General features: G+C 69.3%; 20 protein-coding genes, 1 tRNA gene, 1 pseudogene and 1 riboswitch. Of the genes and pseudogenes, 7 read left to right on the top strand and 15 right to left on the bottom strand.

Annotated elements, in window-relative coordinates:
- Positions 1 to 128: 128 nt before the first annotated feature.
- On the bottom strand, positions 129 to 1,409 hold the full coding sequence (locus OG729_RS23560) for an IS701 family transposase (RefSeq protein ID WP_405803484.1): 1,281 nt from the start codon (positions 1,407 to 1,409) through the stop codon (positions 129 to 131).
- A gap of 186 nt (positions 1,410 to 1,595) precedes the next feature.
- On the opposite strand from OG729_RS23560, the pseudogene OG729_RS23555 reads away from it, so the two are divergent.
- Positions 1,596 to 2,526 (top strand): annotated as a pseudogene (locus OG729_RS23555) (IS5 family transposase).
- Positions 2,527 to 2,599: 73 nt separating this feature from the next.
- Here the strand turns inward: OG729_RS23555 and OG729_RS23550 are convergent.
- The 3 genes from OG729_RS23550 to OG729_RS23540 all read right to left on the bottom strand — a co-directional run bounded on the left by OG729_RS23550 (position 2,600) and on the right by OG729_RS23540 (position 7,640).
- The gene (locus OG729_RS23550; protein WP_405808001.1) at positions 2,600 to 5,026 is read right to left on the bottom strand and encodes a hypothetical protein; all 2,427 of its coding nucleotides are present in this window, start codon (positions 5,024 to 5,026) and stop codon (positions 2,600 to 2,602) included.
- A 167-nt stretch (positions 5,027 to 5,193) separates the two neighbouring features.
- Positions 5,194 to 5,919 (bottom strand): DUF6333 family protein, encoded by a 726-nt coding sequence (locus OG729_RS23545; RefSeq protein WP_405808000.1) that lies wholly within the window; start codon positions 5,917 to 5,919, stop codon positions 5,194 to 5,196.
- A 332-nt stretch (positions 5,920 to 6,251) separates the two neighbouring features.
- The gene (locus tag OG729_RS23540; protein WP_360883086.1) at positions 6,252 to 7,640 is read right to left on the bottom strand and encodes a cystathionine beta-synthase; all 1,389 of its coding nucleotides are present in this window, start codon (positions 7,638 to 7,640) and stop codon (positions 6,252 to 6,254) included.
- Between the two features lie 140 nt (positions 7,641 to 7,780).
- Here OG729_RS23540 and OG729_RS23535 point away from each other — a divergent pair, with 140 nt between their 5' ends.
- From OG729_RS23535 to OG729_RS23525, 3 genes are all read left to right on the top strand, one after another.
- The gene (locus OG729_RS23535) at positions 7,781 to 8,782 is read left to right on the top strand and encodes an SGNH/GDSL hydrolase family protein (protein ID WP_360883089.1); all 1,002 of its coding nucleotides are present in this window, start codon (positions 7,781 to 7,783) and stop codon (positions 8,780 to 8,782) included.
- Between the two features lie 355 nt (positions 8,783 to 9,137).
- A complete protein-coding gene (locus OG729_RS23530; RefSeq protein ID WP_405807999.1) occupies positions 9,138 to 10,358 on the top strand; it encodes an acetyl-CoA C-acetyltransferase in 1,221 nt (406 codons plus the stop codon).
- 268 nt (positions 10,359 to 10,626) lie between these two features.
- Complete coding sequence (locus tag OG729_RS23525) at positions 10,627 to 11,451, top strand: hypothetical protein (protein WP_360883095.1); 825 nt, start codon at positions 10,627 to 10,629, stop codon at positions 11,449 to 11,451.
- 212 nt (positions 11,452 to 11,663) lie between these two features.
- On the opposite strand, the gene OG729_RS23520 is transcribed toward OG729_RS23525, so the two are convergent.
- Positions 11,664 to 12,020, bottom strand: a complete 357-nt coding sequence (locus tag OG729_RS23520) for a hypothetical protein (protein WP_405807998.1) — start codon at positions 12,018 to 12,020, stop codon at positions 11,664 to 11,666.
- Positions 12,021 to 12,119: 99 nt separating this feature from the next.
- On the opposite strand from OG729_RS23520, the gene OG729_RS23515 reads away from it, so the two are divergent.
- A complete protein-coding gene (locus OG729_RS23515; protein ID WP_360883100.1) occupies positions 12,120 to 12,350 on the top strand; it encodes a DUF4287 domain-containing protein in 231 nt (76 codons plus the stop codon).
- Between the two features lie 85 nt (positions 12,351 to 12,435).
- Here the strand turns inward: OG729_RS23515 and OG729_RS23510 are convergent, their stop codons facing one another.
- A complete protein-coding gene (locus OG729_RS23510; RefSeq protein ID WP_405807997.1) occupies positions 12,436 to 13,305 on the bottom strand; it encodes a Bax inhibitor-1/YccA family protein in 870 nt (289 codons plus the stop codon).
- 164 nt (positions 13,306 to 13,469) lie between these two features.
- Positions 13,470 to 13,552 (bottom strand) — tRNA-Leu (locus tag OG729_RS23505).
- Positions 13,553 to 14,006: 454 nt separating this feature from the next.
- Here OG729_RS23505 and OG729_RS23500 point away from each other — a divergent pair.
- Positions 14,007 to 14,777 (top strand): ABC transporter ATP-binding protein, encoded by a 771-nt coding sequence (locus OG729_RS23500; RefSeq protein ID WP_360883105.1) that lies wholly within the window; start codon positions 14,007 to 14,009, stop codon positions 14,775 to 14,777.
- 53 nt (positions 14,778 to 14,830) lie between these two features.
- Positions 14,831 to 17,380, top strand: coding sequence for an ABC transporter permease (locus OG729_RS23495; RefSeq protein ID WP_405807996.1), 2,550 nt, complete (start codon positions 14,831 to 14,833; stop codon positions 17,378 to 17,380).
- A gap of 62 nt (positions 17,381 to 17,442) precedes the next feature.
- Here the strand turns inward: OG729_RS23495 and OG729_RS23490 are convergent, their stop codons facing one another.
- The 8 genes from OG729_RS23490 to OG729_RS23455 all read right to left on the bottom strand — a co-directional run bounded on the left by OG729_RS23490 (position 17,443) and on the right by OG729_RS23455 (position 26,985).
- Positions 17,443 to 18,741, bottom strand: a complete 1,299-nt coding sequence (locus OG729_RS23490; protein WP_405807995.1) for a class I SAM-dependent methyltransferase — start codon at positions 18,739 to 18,741, stop codon at positions 17,443 to 17,445.
- A 653-nt stretch (positions 18,742 to 19,394) separates the two neighbouring features.
- Positions 19,395 to 20,774, bottom strand: a complete 1,380-nt coding sequence (locus OG729_RS23485; protein ID WP_405807994.1) for an NAD(P)/FAD-dependent oxidoreductase — start codon at positions 20,772 to 20,774, stop codon at positions 19,395 to 19,397.
- Positions 20,775 to 21,130: 356 nt separating this feature from the next.
- Positions 21,131 to 22,045 (bottom strand): exopolyphosphatase, encoded by a 915-nt coding sequence (locus tag OG729_RS23480; RefSeq protein WP_405807993.1) that lies wholly within the window; start codon positions 22,043 to 22,045, stop codon positions 21,131 to 21,133.
- Positions 22,042 to 22,575, bottom strand: coding sequence for a DUF501 domain-containing protein (locus OG729_RS23475; RefSeq protein ID WP_360884859.1), 534 nt, complete (start codon positions 22,573 to 22,575; stop codon positions 22,042 to 22,044). The genes OG729_RS23480 and OG729_RS23475 overlap by 4 nt, the downstream gene beginning before the upstream one ends.
- 102 nt (positions 22,576 to 22,677) lie before the next feature.
- Positions 22,678 to 23,154, bottom strand: coding sequence for a septum formation initiator family protein (locus tag OG729_RS23470; RefSeq protein WP_360884862.1), 477 nt, complete (start codon positions 23,152 to 23,154; stop codon positions 22,678 to 22,680).
- A 148-nt stretch (positions 23,155 to 23,302) separates the two neighbouring features.
- Positions 23,303 to 24,589 carry a phosphopyruvate hydratase gene (eno, locus tag OG729_RS23465; protein WP_360884865.1) on the bottom strand — a complete coding sequence of 429 codons (1,287 nt, stop codon included), beginning with the start codon at positions 24,587 to 24,589 and terminating at the stop codon, positions 23,303 to 23,305.
- Between the two features lie 389 nt (positions 24,590 to 24,978).
- Positions 24,979 to 25,641 (bottom strand): transglycosylase family protein, encoded by a 663-nt coding sequence (locus OG729_RS23460; RefSeq protein ID WP_405807992.1) that lies wholly within the window; start codon positions 25,639 to 25,641, stop codon positions 24,979 to 24,981.
- Positions 25,642 to 25,644: 3 nt separating this feature from the next.
- A riboswitch (cyclic di-AMP (ydaO/yuaA leader) is annotated at positions 25,645 to 25,814 on the bottom strand.
- Positions 25,815 to 26,079: 265 nt separating this feature from the next.
- Positions 26,080 to 26,985, bottom strand: a complete 906-nt coding sequence (locus tag OG729_RS23455; RefSeq protein WP_405807991.1) for a transglycosylase family protein — start codon at positions 26,983 to 26,985, stop codon at positions 26,080 to 26,082.
- Between the last annotated feature and the right edge of the window lie 12 nt (positions 26,986 to 26,997).

Genomic DNA, 26,997 nt, shown 5'->3' with positions numbered 1-26,997 from the left:
GGAGTGTAGCGGGCTGTGGAGTGGTCAGGGGCGGTCTCACGGAGGCCGCCCCTCGAACGTGCGACAACGCCGCAGGTAATGACAGCGACGGGCGACTGCCTGGCGTCGTCGGCGCCAGTTCGACCAGCTCATCGCGTGGCGTCGGCCTCGGCGTCCGCGCAGGTGCGGGGGCCGGGGACGACAAGCTGCCAGGAGTCGCCGAACCTCCGCCACTGTGAGCGCGATGGCCCCGGCTGCCTCACCGGTTCCGCCCCCTTTTCCCTGGCCTGGTGTGCCGTGGCTGCCAGGAAGGCGTGCGCGAGCATGGCGAGGGTGATGTGCCGGTACCAGCCCACGTAACGGCGGACTTCGTACTGGTCCAAGCCGCACTCGTTCTTCGCGGCCTGGAAACACTCCTCGATCGCCCAGCGCGACCCGGCGATCCGCACCAGTTCCCGGGCGGTGGTCTCCAAAGGGGCGTAGGCGAGGTAGTAGGCGACTTCGTCGGGCTTGCGGATGCTGCGACGGGCCAGCGCCCACCGCATCCGATGGGGGACCTCGCCCTGGTAGTCGAACTCGGCGACGGCCGGCAGCCGCACCGCCGCCCAGTGGTAGACCCGCGGTCCCTTCGCGCCGTCTCCGCATGAGATCTTCTCCCACGCCTCGGCCGGGGCCTGTGCGAACAGGCCCTCGATGCGGGGACAGCCCACAGTGAACTGGGACTTGGGCACGGCCAGCACATAGCCGACGCCCGACTGCTCCAGCAGCCGACGGAAGCGACTCTCCTGGCCGTAGGCGGAATCCGCAGTGACCCAGGCGATGGGCAGCGGTGAGGCGAGGGCCCGCAGCACCATGCGCCGGGCCAGTTCGCCCTTGGTGGCAAACGCCTGGTCGTCGGGGACTTTGGCCGCGCGGCAGCGTTCACGGTCCTCGGCCCAGGACTTGGGCAGATACAACTCCCGGTCCACCAAGGCGCGCCCGCGGCCGGAGGCGTAGGCGGCGAAGACACCGATCTGGCAGTTCTCGGTGCGGCCGGCGGTTCCGGAGTATTGGCGCTGAACCCCGGCGGAGGTGGTGCCCTTCTTGATGAAGCCGGTGTCGTCGATGATGAGGACCCCGCCGTCCTCACCGAGCTTGTCGGCGACGTATTGCTGCAGGTCGTCGCGGATGTCGTCGGGCTCCCACTTTGCGCCGGCGAGCAGGTGCTGCAGACCGTCGGGGGTGGCATGGCCTGCCTGTTCGGCCAGCTGCCAGCTGTTCTTTCGGGCCACCGGGGCGAGCAGTCCGCGTACGTAGTCACGCATGCGGCGGCGAAGCTCCACACGGCCGAAGTGATGACCGATGGTCACGAAGAGGTCGTCCAGTTCAAGGTCCCACTGCTCGGCAGCACTCTCGAAGATCACGTGGGGAGCTTTCCCAACCGCTGTCATTACCTGCGGCGTTGTCGCACGTTCGAGGGGCGGCCTCCGTGAGACCGCCCCTGACCACTCCACAGCCCGCTACACTCCAGCCGCCCAGCGAAACCCGCAGGTCAGACAGCGAAATCCTGCTGGAGTACTAGGCACTGTTTCTCGGATCTCGGGACGTGAGCGGGGGGTTGGGGTCAGGCTCGGGGTATGGGCCGTGGGGATCTGACAAATGCGGAATGGGATCGGCTGGCTTCGTGCTTACCTCGTGGTGGTACTCGTGGGGGCCGGTGGAGCGATCACCGTCGGGTGATCAACGGGGTCCTCTACCGGGTGCGGACGGGTGTTCAGTGGCGGGATCTTCCGGAACGGTTCGGGCCGTGGGAGACGGTCTATAAGCGGCATCGCCGCTGGTCCGCGGATGGAACGTGGGAGATGCTGCTGTCGAAGGTCCAGGCCGCCGAGGACGCCGCGGGCCGGATCGACTGGGACGTCTCGGTGGACTCAACAGCGGTGCGGGCCCACCAGCACGCCGCCGGCGCAAGGAAGGCTCGGCCGGCCGCGGTTGTTCAAAGGGGGCCGTCCGGGGGACGAACCAGGCCGATCCGGTGCTTCGGAAGCTGGCCGCCCGATTGGCGGAGGTGGTCAGATCGGCGAATGCCTGGGACGCTCCCGCGGAGGCTTCACGACCAAAATCCACCTCGCCGCGGAGGGACGATGCCGACCCCTCGCCCTCGTCCTGACACCCGGACACTACGGCGACGGCCCTCAGCTCGAGCGCGTGCTGGAGCAGGTATCCGTGCCTCGCACCGGAGTCGGGCGGCCCCGCACTCGCCCCGACCATGTCCTGGCGGACAAGGCCTACACGTCCCGAATTAACCGTCGTTACCTGCGACGACGTGGAATCCGGCACACCATCCCCGAACGTCTCGACCAGCAAGAACACCGCCGCAACCGCGGTTCCCGAGGCGGCCGGCCCACCGGTTTCGACAGCGAGCGCTACAAGAAGCGCAACACCGTCGAACGCGCCATCAACCGGTTGAAGGGCTTCCGAGCCGTCGCCACCCGCTACGAGAAACGCGCCTACATCTACCTCGGCACCGTCACACTCGCAGCACTCCTGATCTGGCTCCGCACATGATCCGAGAAACAGCGCCTAGAAACCGCCGGCGCGAGGTGGGGCCCTGACCTGTGAAGCGAGCGCCTCGGTCAGATCACTCGGTGCCGGACCGGCGGCGGCGCATCCACCACACCAGGCCCGCACCGGCGGCGATCACCGCGGCGGCGATGCCCGTGATCAGGCCGATGGGGGTGTCGGATCCGGTGTGGGCGAGGTCGCCGCCGGGGTCCCTCGGGGTCTCGGTGGGTGCCGGCGTGTCGCCGCCGGAGTGGCTGACCGACGGCTGGGGCGTCGGGGTTCCACTGTGGGTCGGCTTCGGGGACGTCGGCGTGGGGGTCGGGTCGGTTCCGCCTCCGCTGGTGTCGCCGGAGGAGTCACCCCCGAGGTAGAGGGTGTCGGTGTCCCGGTAGGAGGTGTCGTCCGACTTCATGGACGTCCGGGTGGTCGTGTCCAGGGTGCGGTTTTCGACGTTGAAGCGGACGCGGCTGATGTTCCGCTTGGGCTGCTTGGAGAAGTCGACGCCGCCGACGATGTACACCTGGACACCGTGGTCGGTGTCGATCTGGTAGGTGAACTCGCCGTCGGTGTAGATCTTCCGGTACCGCTTGAAAAGTTCGTTCTTGTCCCAGTTCTGGTTGGGGGCGCGCAGCGGCCACTGCTTCACGTTGTTGCTGTTGATGATCGACCGGAAGTCGGTCGGTGTCTTGGCGTCCTGCTGCCGGATCCACTCCGCGGCGACGCGGGAGGTGTAGACGCGGCGCAGGTCGGCGTACTGCGGGGCCGTGTTGATGGTCTTCTCGACCTCGGGCACGATCATCGAGTCGACGACCCGCTGCGCGGCCTTGATCTCCGCCTCATCGGGGTCGCAGATCGGCTCCCCCGGGCCCTGGGTGATGGTCTTCTGCGCGGTCGACTTCAGCCGCAGCGGGGCATCCAGGATGTAGATGCCACCGTCCTGCTCGCGCACCTTGGCGGGCTTGGGCTCGATCCAGTTCCGCAGGCCCGGCATGCACGGGTAGCCGTTCTGCTTGGGCAGGGCCGCCCAGTACCGCTTGCCGAGGTCGGTCTTGGGGTCCATGGCGTTGTAGAAGTCGTGCTTCATCCGAAGGTCGGCTTCCAGCAGGACCCTGCCGGCGTCGGTGGAGGCGAACTTGGAGTCCATGATGCGGTCGGGCTCGTCCGGGTTCAGGTTGACCCAGAACTTCTCCGGCGTCAGCGCCAGCCACGTGAACATCGCGTCGGAGGCGAGCTGCATCTTCGCCTGCCCGCCATAGCCCGGGTTCTCGTCCGAGACGGGCATCATGTCGGCCTTCATGGAGTACTGCATGCCCTTGCCCTTGGCCAGGCCGCCGACATAGCGCAGTTCCAGGGTGGTGAAGTCCACGCCACCCGGGCCGCCGCGCGGGAGGGTGCCGCGGGTGTCGAGACGGCGGGCTTCGGCCTGGATCTGCTTGGCTTCGTTCAGGGTGCGGCCCGACCCGTTGACACGGTCGTTGAGCGGTCCGCGGGTGCCGCAGTTGCTCGCGGCGGCGAGCCGTACCTGTCCGGCCGGTCCTCCCTGGCAGCCGGGCGCGAACCACGTGTCGTAGCGGGAGTAACCACGGATCGGCTTGGTCTGCGGGATCGCGTTGTACTGGCGCTGGAAGCCGCGGACCTGGTTCGTCTTGCCCGGCCGCATCCGCTCAACCTCGCGGTTGAACGTGTCGATCTTGTTGCGCTGGCCCTTGCTGAAGTTCTTCGCGCCGCTGTAGCGGAAGGTGTGGTCAGGCATGGACTTCGCAACGACCCGGTCCTGAGTGAGCTGCTTGTTTCTCAGTTCGCTGTTGGACTTGAACTCGTTGAACTCCTTGGTGCGCTGGTTGTAGGCGTCGTACTTGCGCCACCCGATCCGCTTGCCGTTCTCGTCGAAGATGTCGACGTAGACCTCGCACAGCCAGTCCGGACCGATGAGCTGGAAGTCCTTGACCAGACGGCCTTCGAACGAGGCTCCCTTGCTGTTGTTGATCTCGTTGCGGATGTAGATCTTGTCGAACCAGCGCTCGAAGCTCTGCGGGCGCGGCTTGAGCAGGTAGCGGGCGTAGATCTCCATCGCCTTGTCGGCGGGATCCCCCGACGCCTTGGCCTGGGCCTCCCACGCATCGACGTTCTTCTCCGGATCCGGGTTCTTGGAGCGCGCCTTCGTCTGCTCCGCCGCCGTGGGAGCCTTCAGCCCGTCGAACGCCTTACCCGGCAGCGGGAAGTTGAAGTTCTTCGGGTCCCCGTTCCACTTGTCGAAGTTGGTCCCCGCGCTCGTGGGGAAGCCGGAGTTCGACGGGGTCTTGCCGTACGTCTTGCCCAGGTGCTTGGCGTCGCACCGCTTCCCGGTCCCCGGCCTCAGCTTGGCCGAGGTGGGCACAGCGGATGCGTGCTCGACCGGGATGCCCGGCAGCCCCGTGAGGATTACGGCCCCGGCCAGACCAAGGGCGGCCGTGAAGCGGGCAACCAGCCGCCACCGTTTCGGTATGTGCAGCGCTCTGTTCAAAATGCTCTGTCTTCCCTCGTTGTGGGGGCGTTGAGGGGTAGTGGGGCGGCGCATGAGGCCCCCGTGACGTGAGCGCCGCCCGGCCCACCATAAACCTCCACACCGGCAGGTAAGACAGGGATAAGACCGTGTCGGCAAGTCAACTTGCGTGGGACAGTGGGGAGTTGTCAGTCACCCGGGATGAACAGCCTCTCCATGCGGCGGGTGTAGGTCTCGGTATGCCGGACCCGGAACACGCTCGCCTCGGGCTGGGGCCAGGACCACGGGTCGGCCTCCCCAAGGGCCAGGGACACGAAGTCGGCCCACTCCACCTCTTCGGGCTCGGCGTCCAGGTCGACGTCGATGTCCTCCAGCATCTGATCCGTGATCCCGAGCGCGGCGGCAACCGCGTGAGGATCGCCGGCCAGCTCCCACGGGTCCATACCGGGCCAGCCGGAGGCGTGGAACATGGCACCGTCCGGCAGCCACACGATGTCCTCGGTGTGGGACTCGCCGCAGTCGACCTCCACCCGGCCGACGATCCGCGCATCCGGATACCGCTCCCGCAGCCTGCCCACCTCATACAACAGCGGCGTGTTGTTGCCGTTGTCGGCCAGCGCAGGGTCACTGATTCCCAGCACGTTCCCCCACGCCCCGGCCAGGATCACATCGAGATCTGCCCGCTCCGCGGGATACAGCACCTCATTCGCAGGCCTGGCGCCCAGCTCCTCCAGCACCTCATCAACCGCGCCGAAAGACCGGGCGAACTCACGTGCCCGGACAGCGTCGTTGCCTGGAAGACCCCGGGCGTCCACCTCGAAAGGGGGCTGAAGGATCGTGATGTCACAGCGGCCCATCCCGCCGTGCACCATGCGATCCGGCGGCGAAGTCCAGTAGTTGTTGATGTCACCCATGCCGCACACCGTAAAACCTGGTCCGCGAGAGCGGCGCCGGTTCAGGCGCAAAAATGCGCGGGGACCGCCGCACCCCCGGGTTGCCCCGGGGGGCGGGACGACGGCGGTCCCCGCGTGGGACACGGTCCGGGTCAGGGCCGGTCTCCGCGTCCAGGGCGTCTTGGGAGGTCCGGGAGCCGCTCCGGTTGTCCTAGACGCCGCTGTGGGTGCCGGCCGGGATCCCTGCCCGGTCCCCCTGCCGACACCCACCAATGTGCCGGACCCGTGTTAAGCGGGTGCTGCGCGTACGTGACGCGCGCGTACCGATTGTGCGAAACCCGCGTCCGTACGGGCTACTTGGCGCCCTTGGCGAGGAACGCCAGCAGGTCCTGACGGCTCACCACACCCGTCGGCTTGCCCTCTACCAGCACAATCGCCGCGTCAGCCGCACCGAGCACAGACATCAGGTCGCCGACCGGCTCGCCGGAGCCGACCTGCGGCAGCGGTGCGCTCATGTGCTTCTCCAGCGGGTCGCCCAGCGAGGCGCGCTGCGCGAAGAGCGCGTCCAGCAGCTCGCGTTCGACGACCGAACCGATGACCTCCGCGGCCATCACGTCCGGGTGACCGGCGCCCGGCTTCACGATCGGCATCTGCGAGACCTCGTACTCCCGCAGCACCTCGATCGCTTCGCCGACCGTCTCCTCCGGGTGCATGTGCACAAGGCTGGGGATCTTGCCGCCCTCCTTGTCGCGCAGCACATCGGCGACGCTCGCGGACGGGCCGGCGTCCTCCAGGAAGCCGTAGTCCGCCATCCACTCGTCGTTGAAGATCTTGGAGAGATAGCCGCGGCCGCTGTCCGGCAGCAGTACGACGACCACGTCGTTGGGGCCGAGCCCCTCGGCCACGCGCAGCGCCGCGACCACCGCCATGCCGCAGGAGCCGCCGACGAGCAGGCCCTCCTCCTTGGCGAGACGGCGCGTCATCTGGAAGGAGTCCTTGTCGGACACGGCGACGATCTCGTCGGTCACGGTCCGGTCGTACGCACTTGGCCAGAAGTCCTCGCCGACACCCTCGACGAGGTACGGCCGACCGGAGCCGCCGGAGTACACCGAGCCCTCCGGGTCAGCACCGATGATCTTGACCTTGCCGTCGCTGGCGTCCTTCAGATAGCGGCCGGTACCGGAAATCGTGCCGCCGGTGCCGACGCCCGCGACGAAATGGGTGATCTTCCCGTCCGTCTGCTCCCACAGCTCGGGGCCGGTGCTCTCGTAGTGCGAGCGCGGGTTGTTCGGGTTGGAGTACTGGTCGGGCTTCCAGGCACCCGGGGTCTCACGTACGAGCCGGTCCGAGACGTTGTAGTACGAGTCGGGGTGCTCGGGGTCGACGGCGGTGGGGCAGACGACAACCTCGGCGCCGTACGCCCGGAGGACATTGATCTTGTCCGTGGACACCTTGTCCGGGCAGACGAAGATGCACTTGTAGCCCTTCTGCTGGGCCACGATCGCAAGGCCGACGCCGGTATTGCCGCTGGTCGGCTCCACGATGGTGCCGCCCGGCTGCAGCGCGCCGCTCTGCTCGGCCGCTTCGATCATGCGCAGCGCGATCCGGTCCTTGACCGACCCGCCGGGGTTGAAGTACTCGATCTTGGCCAGGACGGTCGCCTGGATGCCTGCGGTAACGCTGTTCAGCCGTACCAGCGGGGTATTGCCGACGAGACTGATCATCGAGTCGTGGATGCGCACAATGTTCTCCGGGATCTCCGTAGTGATGCGGCCAGGGTAAGCCGGACCGGCACGTGATTGGGCGACGGTTGCGACGGGGCAGTTAGCTGATGACCGAAGTAGCGCGGTTGGAGGTGGCTCGGACTGTGTCGAGGGCGAGGGTGGCACGACGCATCGCCGCGGGTGCGGCGTACGGCGGCGGCAGCATCGGCCTGCTCGGAGCGGCGGCCGTCGGAGTGGTGCTGGCGGAGGTCCAGCTGGCGAAACGCTCGGTGGGCGGGGGCACGGCCCCGGTCCCGCCGCGCGGCGACGGTCTGTACGGGCTGGCCTTCGGGCGCATCGATCCACTGCACCTGTGCGTGCTCGGGGACTCGACGGCGGCGGGGCAGGGAGTGCGCCGCGCGGGCCAGACGCCGGGGGCGCTGCTCGCTTCCGGGCTGGCCGCGGTCGCGGAGCGGCCCGTGGAAGTACGCAATGTGGCGCTGCCGGGGGCACAGTCGGACGATCTTGAGCGCCAGGTGACGTTACTGCTGTCGGACCGGGGGCGGATGCCGGACGTCTGCGTGATCATGATCGGCGCGAATGACGTCACCCATCGGATGCCGCCCACGCAGTCCGTCCGCCATCTCGCCTCCGCGGTGCGCAGGCTGCGCACGGCCGGCGCGGAGGTGGTGGTGGGGACGTGCCCTGATCTGGGCACGATCGAGCCCGTGTACCAGCCGCTGCGCTGGCTGGCCCGCCGGGTCTCGCGACAGCTCGCGGCCGCGCAGACGATCGTTGTCGTCGAACAGGGCGGACGTACGGTGTCGCTGGGCGACCTGTTGGGTCCCGAGTTCGCGGCGAACCCGCGGGAGATGTTCGGGGCGGACAACTACCACCCCTCGGCGGAGGGCTACGCGACGGCGGCGATGGCGGTGCTGCCGACGCTGTGCGCGGTGCTGGGCCTGTGGCCGGAGTCGGACCGGCTGGAGCCGGAACGGGACGAGGACATGCTGCCGGTGGCGAGGGCGGCGGCCACGGCGGCGGCGGAGGCGGGCACGGAGGTCACGGGTGCGCGTGCGCCCTGGGCGCTGCTGAAGCACCGCCGGCGTCGTCGCCTGCCAGCCGCGCCGGGCCCGGTCCCGACCGAGGAACCGGCCTCGCCGAAGGTACGCCGGGCGTAGGGCTGCGCTTGGCTGTCGGCCGGGCGCGCCCCTTTCCGTAACTCGGGGCCAGCCCCCAGACCCCCGTATGCGACCTTCGGCCGCATGTCCTCGATCCCCCCCCCGGACTTCGTCCGGGGGGGAACCCCCGGGACGGGCTTAAATTCAGCCCCGCCGGCGTTTGGGGAGTCGGGGTAGGCGCACGCCCGCAGGGCGTAGGGGGAGGGTCCGGGGCGAAGCCCCGGGGTGCCAACTGAGCGCTCGCTTAGAAAAGAGGCCCTCATCACACGCCTCCCCCCGTGACCCAAGCCATACGTACGGGTAACTTCCCAACCAGCCCCCTCAACCCCAACCCGCCTCGCCCTCTGGAGCCGTGATGCCCGAAGCCGTGATCGTCTCTGCCGCTCGCTCCCCCATCGGCCGCGCTTTCAAGGGCTCCCTCAAGGACCTGCGCCCCGACGACCTGACCGCCACCATCGTCCAGGCCGCCCTCGCCAAGGTTCCCGAGCTGGACCCGCGCGACATCGAGGACCTGATGCTCGGCTGTGGCCTCCCCGGCGGCGAGCAGGGGCACAACATGGGCCGCATCGTCGCCGTACAGATGGGCATGGACCATCTCCCCGGCTGCACGATCACCCGCTACTGTTCCTCGTCGCTCCAGACCTCCCGCATGGCGCTGCACGCCATCAAGGCGGGCGAGGGCGATGTCTTCATCTCCGCCGGTGTCGAGATGGTGTCCCGGTCCGTCAAGGGCAACAGCGACAGCCTTCCCGACACCCACAACCCCCTCTTCGCCGAGGCCGAGGCCCGCACCGCCGCCGTCGCGCAGAGCGAGGGCGCGAGCTGGCACGACCCGCGCGAGGACGGCCTGGTCCCGGACGCGTACATCTCGATGGGGCAGACCGCCGAGAACCTGGCCCGCATCAAGGGCGTCACCCGCCAGGAGATGGACGAGTTCGGCGTCCGCTCCCAGAACCTCGCCGAGGAAGCCATCAAGAACGGCTTCTGGGAGCGGGAGATCACCCCGGTGACGACCCCCGACGGGACCGTCGTCAGCAAGGACGACGGCCCGCGCGCCGGCGTCACCCTGGAGGGCGTGCAGGGGCTGAAGCCCGTCTTCCGCCCCGACGGACTCGTCACCGCCGCCAACTGCTGCCCTCTCAACGACGGCGCCGCCGCGCTCGTCATCATGAGCGACACCAAGGCCCGTGAGCTCGGTCTGACCCCGCTCGCCCGGATCGTGTCCACCGGCGTCTCCGGCCTCTCCCCCGAGATCATGGGCTACGGACCCGTCGAGGCCAGCAAGCAGGCCCTGTCCCGCGCCGGGCTGACCGTCGACGACATCGACCTGTTCGAGATCAACGAGGCCTTCGCCGCCCAGGTGATCCCCTCGTACAAGGACCTGGGCATCCCGCTGGACAAGCTGAACGTCAACGGTGGCGCCATCGCCGTCGGCCACCCCTTCGGCATGACCGGCGCGCGGATCACCGGCACGCTGATCAACAGCCTGCAGTTCCACGACAAGCAGTTCGGTCTGGAGACCATGTGCGTGGGTGGTGGCCAGGGCATGGCCATGGTCATCGAGCGCCTCAGCTGAGTACCGACTGAGCCTCTGCCGGGCCCCGGAAGGGCCATGAGAGACCCTTTTCGGGCCCGCGCGGAACTCAAGTCGTGACTGAATCTCCCCCAGGATGTGACCTATCTCCTGGGGGAGAGCCATTTACGCAGGTCACAGTAGTGATGCGGCTAAACACCAAGCCCAAAGTCCTGTCCAATTCGTGACGTAATGCACTGACAGGGGGAGCGGGCTCACCGCAAGCTGTTGTAGGAAGTCCGGGGGATCGATTGAAACCGGGAGTACGTCAGTGAGCGCCATGTCTCTTGCCCTGCTGCTGACCACCGCCGCCGCGACGGCTGTGGGCGCCGCTGCGCTGCACGCCGCGCACGGGCTCCGCAAGCAGGTCACCTCGCTTCGCACGGAGCTGTCGGCCTCGCACGGGACCGGCCGCCTCGCCACCGTGCCGCAGGCCCGCCCGACCCCAGCCGCCGAGATACGGGCCGCGGTGGCCGAGGCGCTCGCCGAGGAGCGTGAGCGGGAGCTGGCGGAGGCACGCGCCTTCTGGGCCGCGCAGGAGACCCGCGACGTCGCCGACGCGCCCTCGCTGCTCGGCGGCCTGGCCGCGCCGGGCGATGAGCTTCCCTTCTACGTTCCGCGCCAGTCCGACTTCGTGGGCCTGGAGGCGATGGACTTCGAGGCGGTCGAGGCGCTCGACGACATGGCGGAGCTGCCCGAGGTGACGGAGTTCGCCGAGGACTCCCCCGAACTGGCCGCGGCCCGCCGCCGGCACCCCTCGCACCCCGACTTCGTACCGGTCCAGACCCCGGTGGTCACCGACCACGAGCGCACGGTCGCCCGCCTGGAAGCGCTCGCGGAGACGCGTACGGAGCTCGCCGACGTACGCCCCGGGCCGCTCGGCACGCTGGATGTGTACGTCTTCGCCGACGGCACGACGCTCTGTATGACCCCCGGCCACCGCGAGACCGCCGAGCGGCTCGCCGAGGCCCTGCGCACGGGCGACATTCCGGTCCTGCTGGGCGGCTCCAGCGTCTCCGGCGCGTACGCCCTGACCTTCGCGTGCGGCGAGGAGAGCGTCTACATCCTCGCGGACCGCGTCATCGCCTCGCTGTAGCCCTGTAGCCCTGTAGCCCCGTAGCCCCGACCGGCGGTACGAATACGGCCCGCCTGCGCCCTGCCGTACGGCCCGGGCCTCGCGGGATGCCGTATCGGCCTGAACAGCCTCGTCACAGGCGCAGCGCCCCCGATCGGCCCCGTCCGCAGGCGGGTCCCTCCGCGGCCCGCAGAACGGCCGCACCGGCCCCGCGCGGCGCCGCGCAGTCCGCGCTACAGCCCCGCCCGTCCCTCCGCCGCCCGCACAAGGGCCACCGCCTCGGACAGCTCCTGCACGGAACCTGAGCCGGAACCGGAACCTGAGCCGGAATCTGGACGGGCTTCCCGAAGCGCTTCAGCCAAATCATGGCCCGCGACCATCAGCTGATCCGCGATCGCGAACAAACCTCCGTCCGGCATGATCCTCGGCACGCTCCCCGGCGCCTCGATCCGCTGGGCACGCAGTGCCAATTCCCTGGCCAGCGCCAGCCCCTCCGCCGCCGCGCCCCGCTGCAGGCGGCTCTGCGGAGCGGCCCGCAGACGATCGGCGAAGCGCTCCACCGCGGCCGTAAACTCAGTCGTATCCAGCACCCCGCGACCCTATGCGCCGCCCCCGGACTGTTGCCAATACGCGAACGCTCAGGCACGGTGGCGTGAAGGAGCACACGCGCAACGCGTCCGGAGGCGCCGATGTCCCAAGTCTTCTCCGAAGAGACCCATCGAAATCTGCTCTCCCGAATCCCCCACTGCACCGGTCGTGATATTTCCGACTGGCTTCGCACGGTCGATGAAGGCCCGTCCCTCTTCCGCTTCGAGGAGAAGGTCAGCTGGCTCCGGAGCGAACACAACCTCGCTTACGGACACGCCAAAGCCATCATTCATGAGTACGACCTGAGGCGGGCAGCGCGCAAACTGCTCTAGTTCTAGGTCCCAAGACGCCGAAGGGCCCGGCCGGCAGTGCCGTACGGGCCCTTCGTCACGCCCGGTCGAACCGGGCGCAGGACGACTAGTCGTCGCCGCTGAAGATCGCCACCAGGCGCAGCATCTCCAGGTAGATCCACACCAGCGACATCGTCAGACCGAACGCCGCCAGCCACGACTCCTCGCGCGGGGCGCCGTACGCGATGCCGTCCTCGATCTGCTTGAAGTCCAGCGTCAGGAAGAAGCAGCCGATCAGGATCGCGAGGATGCCCACGATCGCGCCGAGCGGGCCGAAGCTGCGCAGACCGCCGTCTCCGGCGACGCCGAAGACCACCAGCAGGAGGTTCACGGCCATCACGACGATGAAGGCGATCGCGATGGTCATGCCGATCCGGGCATACCGCGCGGTGACCCGGATCCAGCGGGCCTTGTACATGAACAGCGTGGCGCCAGTGACCGCCAAGGTGCCCAGCACCGCCTGGAAGGGCGCACCCGACCAGACGCTGTTGTACATCTCGCTGATGACGCCGAGGAAGATGCCCTCGAACGCGGCATAGCCGATGATCAGCGCGGGCGACGGCGTCCGCTTGAAGGACTGGACGATCGCGAGGACGAAGGCCACCAGGGCCGCCCCGATGGCCAGCCCGTAGCTGGTCGACGAGACAGGCAGCACCACCCAGGCGAGAACGGCGCCGACGGTGACGGTGCCCAGGGTGAGCGCGGTGCGCGAGACGACGTCGTCCATCGTCATGGCGTCCGTGCGGACCGGCGCCGGGGCGCCGAACTGCGTGTCAGTGGGTGCGTAAGGGTTGGTCGCGTACGGGTTGGCCGCGCCCTGTGCGTAGGGGTTTCCTACGGCGGGGCCCCCGGCCTGCGGCTGCTGCGCGTTGAAGCCGGCGTAGCCGTTGTCGCGGCTGAACCCCCGTCGCGAGAAGACCGGGTTACTGCTCCTCATCTCACTCCTCCATGGCCACCCTGCGCGGCCTTGGAGTCAAGAGTAATGCGGAAGCAAAAGGAGCACCCTAGTGCTCGGGGAGGATCTTTCCACGATCGTGACCGGCCGGCGGCGGGACCAAGATCGCGACCCGCCCCGGCGAACGGTCCAAGTGGGCGGTCAAGTGCCCGGAACCGGACTTGAACCGGTACGCCCCCGAGGGGCAGCGAGGTTTAAGCTCGCCGTGTCTGCTTTCCACCATCCGGGCGTGACGCGCGGCTTCGCGTTGGTACCCGAGCCTATCCGGGTGGATCACCCCGCCCGCGGGCCTCTGGCCCGATGTTGTCTTATTTTATTGGCTTCTGAGGGTGCGTCAGCGCAGGTAAGAGCGCATTCTTACGCGCCGCGCGCTGCCCCCGGGCGCCCCCGCGTCCCCATGGGATTGACGGAAACTCGCCTCCTCGAGCCCCAGGTCTCCTCCCTGGTCCCGTCTCTGGTCGCGTCTCAGATCCCGACTCTCTCGTCTCAGCTCGCGCCCGCTCTCGTCTCTGGTCTCGTCCGCTCTCGTCTCAGGGACGCCGTCATACCAAAGGAGGAGGGACGGGCCGGGGGGTCCGACCCAAGAGGGCCTCGGGAACGGGCACCGGGACTGACGATCCGTAACCGGGCGGCGGACAGGATGGGGTGGTTCCCAACGACCACCCCGCAAGGAGAGTTCCCTCGTGACCACCACCCCCATCGCTCACCGCGCCACCGCAGTGGCCGCCCGCGCCACGGATCTGTCCAAGGTGTACGGACAGGGCGAGACCCAGGTGGTCGCGCTGGACCGGGTCACCGTGGACTTCCGGCAGGCGGAGTTCACCGCGATCATGGGACCCTCCGGCTCCGGCAAGTCCACGCTGATGCACTGCGTGGCCGGCCTGGACAGCTTCAGCTCCGGGTCCGTACGGATCGGTGAGACCGAGCTCGGGTCGCTCAAGGACAAGCAGCTGACCCAGCTGCGCCGGGACAAGATCGGCTTCATCTTCCAGGCGTTCAACCTGCTGCCGACGCTGACCGGTCTGGAGAACATCACACTCCCGATGGACATCGCGGGCCGTAAGCCCGACAAGCAGTGGCTGCAGCAGGTCATCGAGATGGTCGGCCTGCAGGACCGGCTCAGCCACCGCCCCACCCAGCTCTCCGGCGGCCAGCAGCAGCGCGTCGCCGTCGCCCGCGCCCTCGCCTCGCAGCCAGAGATCATCTTCGGTGACGAGCCGACCGGAAACCTGGACTCGCGCTCCGGCGCGGAGGTGCTGGGCTTCCTGCGCAACTCCGTACGGGAGCTCGGGCAGACCGTCGTGATGGTCACCCACGACCCGGTGGCCGCCTCCTACGCCGACCGGGTGATCTTCCTGGCGGACGGCCGGATCGTCGACGAGATGATCCACCCCACTGCCGACGGCGTCCTCGACCGGATGAAGGAGTTCGACGCCAGGGGCCGGACCAGCTGACCGACCGCTGCTCCGCAGACCCCTCCGGCTCTCACCTCAGGACTGACACAGACATGTTCCGTACCGCCCTGCGCAATGTGCTCGCGCACAAAGCCAGGCTGCTGATGACCGTGCTCGCCGTGATGCTCGGCGTGGCCTTCGTCTCCGGCACCCTGGTCTTCACCGACACCCTCGGCAACGCCTACCGCAAGCAGTCGGCCAAGAGCTACGACAACGTCGCGGTCGCCGTCACCACCTTCGCCGACCAGGGCGACGGCAAGAAGAACGCCGGCATCGACACGAAGACCCTGGAGAAGATACGGGGTCTGGACGGGGTCGCCGGCGCCACCGGCCGGGTCTCCGGCTTCGCCGGGGTCGCCGACCAGGACGGCAAGCTGATCGGCAACGGCTGGTCCAACACCGGCGCGAACTTCGCCCCCGGCAAGGACGGCAAGGACGCCTCGTACACCTTCACCACCGGCTCCGGCCCGGTGAAGGACAGTCAGATCGCCCTCGACACGGACTCCGCCGCCGAGGGCAAGTACCGGGTCGGCGACACCGTACGGGTCGCCACCAACGGGCCGGTGAAGGAGTACACCCTCACCGGTGTCTTCACCACCGAGGACGGCGCCGTGAACGCGGGCGGCAGCCTCGTCCTCTTCGACACGTCCGTCGCGCAGAACCTTTATCTGCAGCCCGGGTACTTCAAGGACGTCACCATCACCGCCGCGGCCGGCGCCTCCGACCAGAAGATCCTGGACGCGGTCAAGCCGCTGCTGCCCAAGGACGCCGAGGCGCGGACCGGCAAGCAGCTCGCCGGCGAACAGGCCCGGGAGATCGAGGAAGGCCTGAGCAACCTCAACACGATGCTGCTCGCCTTCGCGGCCATCGCCCTCTTCGTCGGTGTCTTCCTCATCGCCAACACCTTCACCATGCTGGTCGCCCAGCGCACCAGGGAGCTGGCGCTGATGCGCGCCGTCGGCGCGTCCCGCCGCCAGGTCAAGCGCTCGGTGATCCTGGAGGCGGCGGTGGTCGGCGCGATCGCCTCCGTGGTCGGGTTCGCGCTCGGTCTCGGGCTCGCCACCGGGCTGCGCTCCGCGATGACCGCGTTCGGCGCGAAGGTGCCCGCCGGACCGCTGATCGTCTCGCCCACCGCGGTCGCCGCGGCGTTCGGCGTCGGTGTGCTGATCACCGTGCTCGCCGCGTGGCTGCCCGCCCGCCGGGCCGCGAAGATCCCGCCGGTTGCCGCGATGGGCAGCGCCCACCTGCCCGCGACGACCAAGTCCCTGGTCGTACGCAACACCATCGGCAGCGTCATCACGCTGGCCGGTGTGGGCGCGATCGCCGCCGGTGCGGCGGTCGGCAAGGACAACGGCCGGATGATCATCGGGGTCGGCGCGTTCCTGTCGCTGATCGGCATCATCGTGCTGATCCCGCTGCTGTCCCGTCCGGTCATCGCGCTGGCGCGGCCGCTGCTGAACCGGGTGTTCGGGGTGGCGGGCAAGCTGGCCGGCCAGAACGCGGTCCGCAACCCGCGCCGCACCGGCGCCACCGCCTCGGCGCTGGCGATCGGTCTCACCCTGGTCACCGGGCTCACGGTGCTCGGCGTCACGATGGGCCGGGCCGTGGACAAGATGACGACGGACAACCTCCGGGCCGACTACATGGTGGCGATGGCCGGCGGCGGCGCGCTCGACAAGTCGGCGGTCACCGCGCTGGAGAAGGCGAAGGGCGTCAGCGCGGTCTCCCCGCAGGAGGCCACCTCGCTGCAGATCAAGGGCACATGGCATGCCGCGTCCGCCGTCACCCCGGGCGCAGTGGAGAAGGTCATCGACTTCAAGACGGTCGCCGGCTCGCTGGCCACGCTCGGCAAGGGCCAGCTCGCGGTCGCGGAGAAGACGGCGACGTCGAACGGCTGGAAGGCCGGTGACGTGGTGCCGGTGACGTTCGGCGACAACGGCGACGGCGGCAAGGCTCAGACGAAGAACTTCACCGTCGGCGCGGTCTACGAGGACAACGAGTTCCTCTCGCCGGTGCTGGTGTCCACGGCCGTTCTGGCTCCGTACGAGGCGAAGCCGTACATCCCCGAGATCTGGGTGAAGATGGACGGCGGCGCGACCAAGGCGAACGAGCAGGCGCTGGTGGACGCGCTGGGCGACAGCCCGGCGATCAGCATCATGGACAAGCAGGACATCCGCAACAAGTTCGGCGGCATGATCAACACCATGCTGAACATCATGTACGGGCTGCTGGCGATGGCCCTGATCATCGCGGTGCTCGGCGTCATCAACACCCTGGCGATGTCCGTCTTCGAGCGTCAGCAGGAGATCGGCATGCTGCGGGCGATCGGCCTGGACCGCCGGAAGGTCAAGCGCATGATCCGCCTGGAGGCGGTGGTGATCTCGGTCTTCGGCGCGGTGATCGGTGTCGGGCTCGGATCCTTCCTGGCCTGGGCGATCGGCGAGACGGTCAGGGCGAGCGTCCCCGGTTATGAGCTGGTCGTGCCGTGGGACCGGATCGGGATCTTCCTGCTGCTGGCCGGCGTGGTCGGCGTGCTGGCGGCGCTGTGGCCGGCGCGCAGCGCGGCGAGGCTGAACATGCTGACGGCGATCAAGACGGAGTAGTTGCCGCTGCCGGTGTGGCGGACCCCCGGCCCGGCCGGGCTGGGGGTCCGCCACATCTGTTCTCAGCGCCAGTCGCGGGCGCGCAGGGGCAGTCCGGAGGCTCCGTCGTCCGGGGTCTTCACCGCCAGGATCTGGTTGACGCCGATCCGGTTGCGCTCGAAGGACAGCGCGCAGGCGGCCATGTAGAGCCGCCAGACACGGGCCCGACCCGGGGAGCTGTGGCGTACCGCCTGACGCCAGTTCGCCTCCAGGTTGGCGACCCAGCGGCGCAGGGTGAGGGCGTAGTGCTCGCGGATGGCCTCCAGGTCCCGCACCTCGAACCCGGCCTGCTCGAGGAGCGCGACCGTGCTGCCCACGGGTGCGAGCTCGCCGTCGGGGAAGACGTAGCGGTCGATGAACTCATCCACGTGGTAGGCGGATTCGTCCTTCTCGGGGCGGCGGGCGATCTGGTGGTTGAGGAGGCGGCCGCCGGGCTTGAGGAGGGAGAGGAGCTGGGTGGCGTACTCGTGGTAGCGGACCGCCCCGACGTGTTCGGCCATACCGATGGAGGAAATGGCGTCGAACGGGCCGTCCCTGACGTCCCGGTAGTCCTGAACGCGGATCTCGATCCGGTCGGTGAGGCCCTCTTCGGCGATGCGCTTGCGGGCGTAGGCGGCCTGCTCCCGGGAGAGGGTGACGCCGGTGACCTGGACGCCGTACTCGCGGGCGGCGTGGATGGCCATGGAGCCCCAGCCGCAGCCGACGTCGAGGAGCCGGTCGCCCTCCTTGAGGGCGAGCTTGCGGCAGACGAGGTCGAGCTTGTCGCGCTGCGCGTCTTCGAGGGTGCCGCCGTCCGTCCAGTACGCGCACGAATAAACCATCGACGGCCCGAGGACGAGCTCGTAGAAGCCGTTGCCCACGTCGTAGTGGTGACTGATGGCCTTCTTGTCGCGTCGCTTGGTGTGCAGCGGACCGCCCCTGCGTCGGCGGACTTCCTCGACGGGCGGGGGCGGGGGCGGGAGCACACCGCCGATCCTCAGCAGGCCGCGGGCGGCGGCGCGCAGGCGCGGGTCGCGCAGGGGATGGACGGCGCGAGTGTCCTCGCCCTGCTCGGCGCGCTCCCAGACGATCCCGGCGAGCAGGTCGAGGGCGGCGTACAGATCTCCGTCGACATCGATCTCCCCGGCGACCCAGGCCCGGGCGAGCCCGAGCTCCCCCGGCCGCCACAACAGCCGACGCAGGGCACGCCGGTGCCGCACGACGAGTACGGGCGCGCCTGGCGGCCCGGCCTCACTGCCGTCCCAGGCCCGCACCCGAACCGGGAACGGGGCTCCCAGCAACTCCTCGGCAAGAGTGATCAGCCGCATCGCGGCGTCGCCCATGGCGCACACCTCCGTGACGATGGATCCCAGAACTGCTCCAGCGCGCACTTCAGTGAACAATCCGACCACATTGCGTGCTTCCCGCGCAGTTGCCATACGCCAACAAAATGCCTCGACCTGCGGCCGGGCCCGGTACGCGGCCCGGTGCCGCGGCCCCGGGCCCGCGCTCAGAGGGCTGCGCCTGTGGGAGCCACCCCCCGGCGCGCAGAAGCGTGCCCCGGCGCACGGGCAACTCCGCGCCCCGGGAGCCGTGCGGAAAAGTCGCGGTCCGACGCGGGGCGAGCGGCGGGGAGCTGCCGCCGGAAGCGCCGCCCAACGCAGAGTGGGCGGCGCGAAGCTGCCGGGCCGGGGAGGGGGGCCGCGCCCCCGGTCAAGGGCGGGCGGGTGGGCAAAGTCGCCCCGGGCATGCCGAAGGGGCCGCCCGCACCACGGATGGCGGGCGGCCCCTTCGGGGTGGGCTAGGTCCTGTCCGGTCGATCAGGCCGGATCAGTGAGTGGGGGTCCCCCCACGCCCCCAGGGCGTAGGGGGAGGGTCTGGTGCGTGCAGATGCAAGGCGGAGGATGGAGCCCACGCGGAGCGTCGGCGACTGACGACAACGCAGCAGATGCGCGTGCCAGGGCACGCGAGCCCGGCAAGATCGGCCGGACAGGACCTAGGAGGCCTTCGCCTTTTCCGGAGTCGGCACGGACGCCGACGGCGCCGGCTTCGCCGCCTCGTAGAACTCCTCGCGCGGCGACTCCATCGCGCCGAGCGAGACGACCTCACGCTTCAGGAACATCGCCAGCGTCCAGTCCGCGAAGACCCGGATCTTGCGGTTCCAGGTCGGCATCGCCATGCCGTGGTAGCCACGGTGCATGTACCACGCCAGGCGGCCCTTGAGCTTGATCTTCACCTTGCCCATGACGATCATCGCGACGCCCTTGTGCAGGCCGAGACCGGCCACCGCACCCTTGTTGGCGTGGCTGTACTCCTTCTGCGGGAAGCCCCGCATACCGGAGATGACGTTGTCGCCGAGGACCCGCGCCTGACGCAGCGCGTGCTGGGCGTTCGGCGGGCACCAGGCGTTCTCGACGCCGGCCTTGCGCGCCGCCATGTCCGGAACCTGCGCGTTGTCGCCCGCGGCCCAGATGTAGTCGGTGCCCTGGACCTGAAGCGTCGTCGCGGTGTCGACGTGGCCCCGCGGGCCCAGCGGCAGGCCGTAGCGCGCCAGCGCCGGGTTCGGCTTCACACCGGCCGTCCACACGATGGTGTTGGAGTCGACCTCGAGGCCGTTCTTCAGCACCACGTGGCCGTCCACGCAGGAGTCCATCGACGTCGACAGGTAGATCTCGATGCCGCGGCCCTCGAGGTGCTCCTTGCCGTACTTACCCAGCTTCGGGCCCACCTCGGGAAGGATCTTGTCCGCCGCGTCGACCAGGATGAAGCGCATGTCCTCGCGCTTGACGCTCGCGTAGTACTTGGCCGCGTCGCGCGCCAGGTCCTCCACCTCGCCGATGGTCTCCGCGCCGGCGAAGCCGCCACCCACGAAGACGAAGGTGAGCGCCTTGCGGCGGACGTCCTCATCCGTCGTGGAGTCGGCCTTGTCGAGCTGCTCGAGCACGTGGTTGCGCAGGCCGATGGCCTCCTCGATGCCCTTCATACCGATGCCCTGTTCGGCGAGGCCGGGGATCGGGAAGGTGCGGGAGACCGCGCCGAGCGCCACAATCAGGTAGTCGAAGGGCAGCTCGTACGCCTCGCCGACCAGCGGCGATATCGTCGCGACCTTGCGGTCCTGATCGATGGTGGTGACGCGGCCGGTGAGCACCTCCGCCTTCGGCAGCACGCGTCGCAGCGGGACGACGACATGCCGAGGCGAGATGCTGCCGGCGGCAGCTTCGGGGAGGAAGGGCTGGTACGTCATGTACGAGCGCGGGTCGACGACCGTGACGGTCGCCTCGCCATAACGCATCTTCTTCAGAATGCGTCGAGCTGCGTACAGGCCTACGTACCCACCGCCTACAACGAGGATCCTGGGACGCTCCGTGGTGCTCATGGCATCGAGTATCCACCCCCCTCGGAGGGGGTGCTCGTGAGCCCCTTCACAAGCTAATGACCCACCTCTGCTACACTGCGCGGCCCACGTGACCGAGGTCATGGCGTCGCAGGGGAACCACGGTATAAGGGCGGACGTTGTTCACCCCTCGTGAGCTGCCCCGACGCGGCCGCCCCGACGTGGACCACCGGCCCGCCCCGCATCCCCGCAAAGCGTCCCGCGCCGCCCGCAATACGCGCCCGAGGGCCTCATCGACAGGCCGGAGGGGCCTTTCACCTCTCTTAGCCGCCCTTCAGGGCCCCATCAGGGCACTTTTCCTTGTGAAGAACTTCACGAAGTTCGTTCCAGGACCGGCTCTACGCGATCGACGAGGCGATCCCGTCCAGGATGTCGTGCTCGCTGACAACCACTTCCCGCGCCCCGGTCCGCTCCATGATCGCGAGCAGTACGAGCGCCCCGGCGCCGATGACATCCACCCGTCCGGGGTGCATCACGGAGATCCGCGTGCGCTCCTCATGGGTGGACTTCAGCAGCGCCTCGGTGACGTCCCGTACCTGCTCGTAGGAGATCCGCGAATGGTGGATCGCCGCCGAGTCGTACGCGTCGAGGCCCAGCGCGATGCCGGCCACCGTCGTCACCGAACCGGCCAGGCCGACCAGCATGCGGGCCTCGCGCAGCGGGACGCTCTCCTCCGCCAGGTCGAGCGCCGCCTCGATGTCCGTACGGACGGCCGCGATCTGCTCCCCCGTCGCCGGGTCGCTGAGCGTGTGCCGCTCGGTCAGCCGTACACAGCCGATGTCGACCGACCGCGCGGCCTGCACATGTTCCTCGCCGACGACGAACTCCGTCGAGCCGCCGCCGATGTCGACCACCAGGCGCTCCTCATGGCCCGGCAGCCCCCCGGTGGCACCGATGAAGGAGAACTCCGCCTCCTGGTCCCCAGTGATCACCTCGGGCTCCACGCCCAGGATGTCGAGCACGCCACGCACGAAGTCGTCGCGGTTCTCGGCGTCGCGCGACGCGGAAGTGGCCACGAAGCGGAGCCTCTCGGCGCCGTACTCCTTGATCAGTGCGGCGTACTCGCGGCATGCGGCGAACGTCCGATCCAGTGCCTCGGGCGCGAGCCGGCCGGTCTTGTCGACGCCCTGCCCGAGCCTGACGATGATCATCCGCCGTTCCAGGTCGGCCAGTTCACCGCTCTCCTGGTCCACGTCGGCGATCAGCAGCCGGATGGAGTTCGTACCGCAGTCGATGGCGGCGACCCTGGTCACTTCTTGTCCTCCTCTTCACAAGGGCTCACACAGGGGCCCTTGCTCCACCACTGAGGCAGCATCGCGATCGCCTCGTCGCCCAGCGGATTGACGCCGGGCCCGGCCGCGAGCGAGTGCCCGACCAGCACGTGCAGGCACTTCACGCGGTCGGGCATGCCGCCCGCGCTGGGGAAGCCCTCCAGCACCTCGATCGCGTCACGGCGCGCGATGTAGTCCTCGTGCGCCGCGCGGTACGCGGCCGCCAGCTCCGGGTCGGTGGCGAGGCGCTCGGTCATCTCCTTCATCACGCCGTTCGCCTCCAGCGTGCCGATCGCCGACGCGGCCCGCGGGCAGGTCAGGTAGTACAGCGTCGGGAAGGGCGTGCCGTCGGGCAGCCGGGGCGCGGTCTCGACGACATCCGGCTGTCCGCACGGGCAGCGGTGCGCGATGGCGCGCAGTCCGCGCGGCGGGCGGCCGAGCTGCTCCTTGAACGCGGCGATGTCCACGTCGGTGGGCTCGGTCGGTGCAGTGGTGGGAGGAGGGGTTTCCATGCCTGCGTCTGTCTTCTCGTTCGGTTCGTGATCGGGCGGCCCGGCGGGTCCGCTGCCGTGCGGTACGGCTGGGGCCCCGGGCCCCATGATTGCTGTGCCGCGCTAGCGGCGCGTGTCGGCGTTGTCGACGCCGTCCCAGACGTTCGAGTACCAGGGACGGTCGGCCGCCCCCTCTTCGGTGCGGCGCTTCTCGGCGGCGTCGGGGTCGATCATGGTGTAGCCGGTCTCGCCCGGCAGCACCAGATGCAGATGCTCGCGGGCGAGACGCTGGATGTACTTGTCGTCCTGAAGGCGCGCCTTCTCGTCCCGGAGCCGTTCGACCTGCTGCCGGGCGTCCGCCATCCGGCGCTCCTGGTCGCTTATGTCGGCACGCTGGGACACGTACTGCCGCATCGGATAGGCAAGCGCGACGACCAGCGAGCAGACCACCAGTGCCAGAAAGGCCGCGCGGCCGGTGAGCCGGGAGCGGCGGTCCTGGCGGCGGCTCTGCGAACGGTAGACGCGCGCGGCGGTCTGCTCGCCGAGCAGCCGCAGCCGTGTCGCGGTGGAGAACCGGTCCTGGTCCCCTTTGCGTGCCATGATCTCGCCTCCCCGTTACGCGCGTACGTCCCCGGACACGGTACGGGACCGCGACCGGGGACGTATGCAGGCGGGAGCCTCAGCCTCTTACGGGCGTCAGCGCCCTGCGGGCCTCAGCCCCTTGCGGGCGTCAAGCACCCTACGGGCCTCAGCCCTTGAAGCGCGGGAACGCCGAGCGGCCCGCGTACACCGCCGCGTCGTCGAGGATCTCCTCGATGCGCAGCAGCTGGTTGTACTTGGCGACGCGCTCGGAGCGGGCCGGGGCGCCGGTCTTGATCTGGCCGCAGTTGGTGGCGACGGCGAGGTCGGCGATGGTGACGTCCTCGGTCTCGCCGGAGCGGTGGGACATCATGCACTTGAAGCCGTTGCGCTGGGCAAGCTCCACGGCGTCCAGGGTCTCAGTCAGCGAGCCGATCTGGTTGACCTTGACGAGCAGAGCGTTCGCGGCGCCGTCCTCGATACCGCGGGCCAGGCGCTCCGGGTTGGTGACGAAGAGGTCGTCGCCGACGATCTGGACCTTGGTGCCCAGCTTGTCGGTGAGGACCTTCCAGCCGGCCCAGTCGTCCTCGAAGAGCGGGTCCTCGATGGAGACGAGCGGGTAGGCCGCCACGAGCTCCTCGTAGTACTCGGTCATCTCGGCGGCCGAGCGGGACTTGCCCTCGAACTCGTACAGGCCGTCCTTGTAGAACTCGGACGCGGCGACGTCGAGCGCCAGCGCGATGTCCTTGCCCGGGGCGTAACCGGCCTGCTTGATGGCCTCGAGGATGAGGTCGAGGGCGGCGCGGTTGGAGTCCAGGTTCGGCGCGAAGCCGCCCTCGTCGCCGAGGCCGGTGGACAGGCCCTTGGTCTTCAGAACGGACTTGAGGGTGTGGTAGACCTCGGCGCCCCAGCGCAGCGCCTCGGAGAAGGACTCGGCGCCGATCGGCGCGATCATGAACTCCTGGATGTCCACGTTGGAGTCGGCGTGCGAGCCGCCGTTCAGGATGTTCATCATCGGAACGGGCAGCAGGTGCGCGTTCGGGCCGCCGAGGTAGCGGAAGAGCGGCAGGTCGGAGGCCTCGGAGGCAGCGTGCGCGACGGCGAGGGAGACGCCGAGGATGGCGTTGGCGCCGAGGGAGGACTTGTCCGGAGTGGCGTCCAGGTCGAACATCGCCTGGTCGATCAGGCGCTGCTCGGTGGCGTCGTAGCCGACGAGCTCCGGGCCGATCTGCTCGATGACGGCGAGGACAGCCTTCTCGACGCCCTTGCCCTGGTAGCGGTTCTGGTCACCGTCGCGGAGCTCAAGAGCCTCGAACGCACCGGTGGAGGCGCCGGACGGAACAGCAGCACGACCCGTGCTGCCGTCGTCGAGGCCAACCTCGACCTCGACCGTGGGGTTGCCTCGGGAGTCCAGGATTTCCCGGGCTACGACGACGTCGATGGACGGCACGAGCATCTCCTTCTGGGATGTGACGCTTGAAGTGCAGGGTCTCTTTGGCCTTGCGACATGAGCCTAACCGGCTCCAGGGCCCTGGCCGGCCGATGCCCGCCCGCTGGGACAAAAAAGGACCTCAAGGCTCGCGACAGCGGACAAAGGGGTACGAGGTCTACCAGCGGGTAACAGCCTGCGGCGGCTGACGGGGGCGGCAGACAGAACCCCGGCCCGGCGCGTTCGGGGGAAAACGCGCCGGGCCGGGGTGGCTGGGGGGACGGGGGTCCGCCGCTTCCGGTGGGCCGCCGGGTCCACCGGAATCCGCGGGCCGGATGTCCGGTCCCGGACAACTGATGGCAGAAGTCCGGGGGCTGGGCCGGCTCAGACGGAGCTGCCGGGCCAGGGTCCTCGGGTCAGCTCAGGTGGAGCTGCTGGCCCGGGTAGATCACATCGGCGTCGCTGATGATGTCCTTGTTCAGGTCGAACAGCTTCTTCCAGCCGCCCTTGACCTTCTCGGTCTGCGCGATCTTGCTGAGCGTGTCGCCGGCCTTGACCTTGTACTCGCCGTCGCCCTTCTTGACGCCCTTGGCCGTGGCGGCGGGCTTCGGGGCGGCGGGGCGCGCGGAGCGGGTGGTGGGGGCCTCGGCGCGCTTCGGGGCGGGCTTCGCCTGCTGCGTGGTGCCGGAGTCGGCGGAGCCGCCGTCGTACGCGGCGTTGGACAGGCCCACGCCGCAGTTCGGCCATGCGCCCTTGCCCTGGCCCGCGAGGACCTTCTCGGCGACGGCTATCTGCTGCTCCTTGGAGGCCAGATCGGCGCGCGAGGCGTAGGCGGTGCCACCGTAGGCGGCCCAGGTGGAGCTGGTGAACTGCAGGCCGCCGTAGAAGCCGTTGCCGGTGTTGATGGACCAGTTGCCGCCGGACTCGCACTGGGCGACCTGGTCCCACTCGGCGGCGGTGGCGGCGGAGGCCGAGGTCGCGCCCAGCAGCGGGACGGCGGCACCGGTGACACCGGCGAGCGTGGCGATGCGAGTGGTCTTCGACGGGCGGCGGTGCTTGCCCTTGCTGGAAAACAGCATGGAACGTCTCCTCACCGACGCCTACGAGGTGAGCTGTCGGGTTCGGGCCTGTGAGTTGCCCGGTCGTGCGTCCTAGCGCGACTTCACCCCTAGCCGGTTGGTGACCACCTCTCAGTGGCCGGGGCCGGCGCTTACCTTGGGTCCCCCGCTCCTGCCTTCGGCGCTCTACGCGACGACTACTCCCCCCGACCGACGGCAGGATTCGGCGTGACGGTCAGTGGTGCCCGCGATGGCGAGCGGTCAGACCGTAGACACACCTCTCCCCGATGTTCAAAAGATGAACATCGGGGAGAAATCGCCCATCTCGCCTCTCCGGTAACACTCGTTTCCGCAGGTAGCGGGCGGAATGAGCGATTCCGCCCGACGAGTCATGCCAGTTGGGACAAAGAGACTCATGTCTCACTTGCGCAGACTCGGACATAAGCCCGCGAACTGCCGTTACTTCGCGCCCAGATCGAGGCTCTGGCCAGGAAGGATGAGGTCGGGGTCGTCGCCGACGGTCTGCCGGTTCGCCTCGTAGAGCGCGGTCCAGCCGCCGGACAGCTTCTCCTTGTTGACGATCGCGGACAGGCTGTCGCCGGCCTGGACGGTGTACTCGCCCGGCGGGACGTCCGAAGTGTCACCCTTGTCCGCTTCGGCGCGTGTCGGGCCGTCACTTCGCGAGGCATGACGTCCCGCTTCGCGCGTGTTGTCCGCATTGCCCGGCTCGGTCTCCTCCGGGGCGGACTCGCCGCGGTGCTTGCCGCTACCGCTGTCGACGCCCGCGTCCGCGCTCGGGGTGGCATCGGGGGTCGTCGGCTCCGTCGCGTCCGCGGACGGCTCGGCGGACGGCTCGGCAGGCGACTCCGCAGCCTCGGACGGCCCGGTCGACTTCGCCGACGCGTCCGGCTCGTCCGGCACATCCTTCGCCGCCGGGGCGCTCTGCCCGGGCAGGGGCAGGACGCCCGGGTCGACGCCGGTCGCGGCGCCGTCGTTCTGCAGCCCCGCGATCGCCGCACAGCCGGGCCAGGCCGCCGGACCCTGCGCCTCCAGGACCTTCTCCGCAACCGCGATCTGCTGAGAGCGGCTGGCGAGGTCGGCGCGGGCCGCGTACGCGGTGCCGCCGAAGCTCTGCCAGGTCTCCTGCGAGAACTGCAGCCCGCCGTAGAAGCCGTTGCCGAGGTCGGCCATCCACATGCCGCCGCTCTCGCACTCCGCGACCCGGTCCCACATGGAGGCGTCGGCGGCGGAGGCCGAGCCGGCACCGAGAAGGGGGATCGCGATGGCCGATCCGGTCACACCTGCCGCGACAACGATGGCCGGAGCCTGACGGGGGCGGCGGTGTCGACCATTACCGGAGAGCATGCGGTTGCCTTT

Source organism: Streptomyces sp. NBC_00210 (assembly GCF_045160975.1).
Taxonomy (GTDB): Bacteria; Actinomycetota; Actinomycetes; order Streptomycetales; family Streptomycetaceae; genus Streptomyces.
The sequence above is the reverse complement of the archived record's forward strand: the minus strand, read 5'-3'. Positions and strand labels throughout refer to the sequence as shown.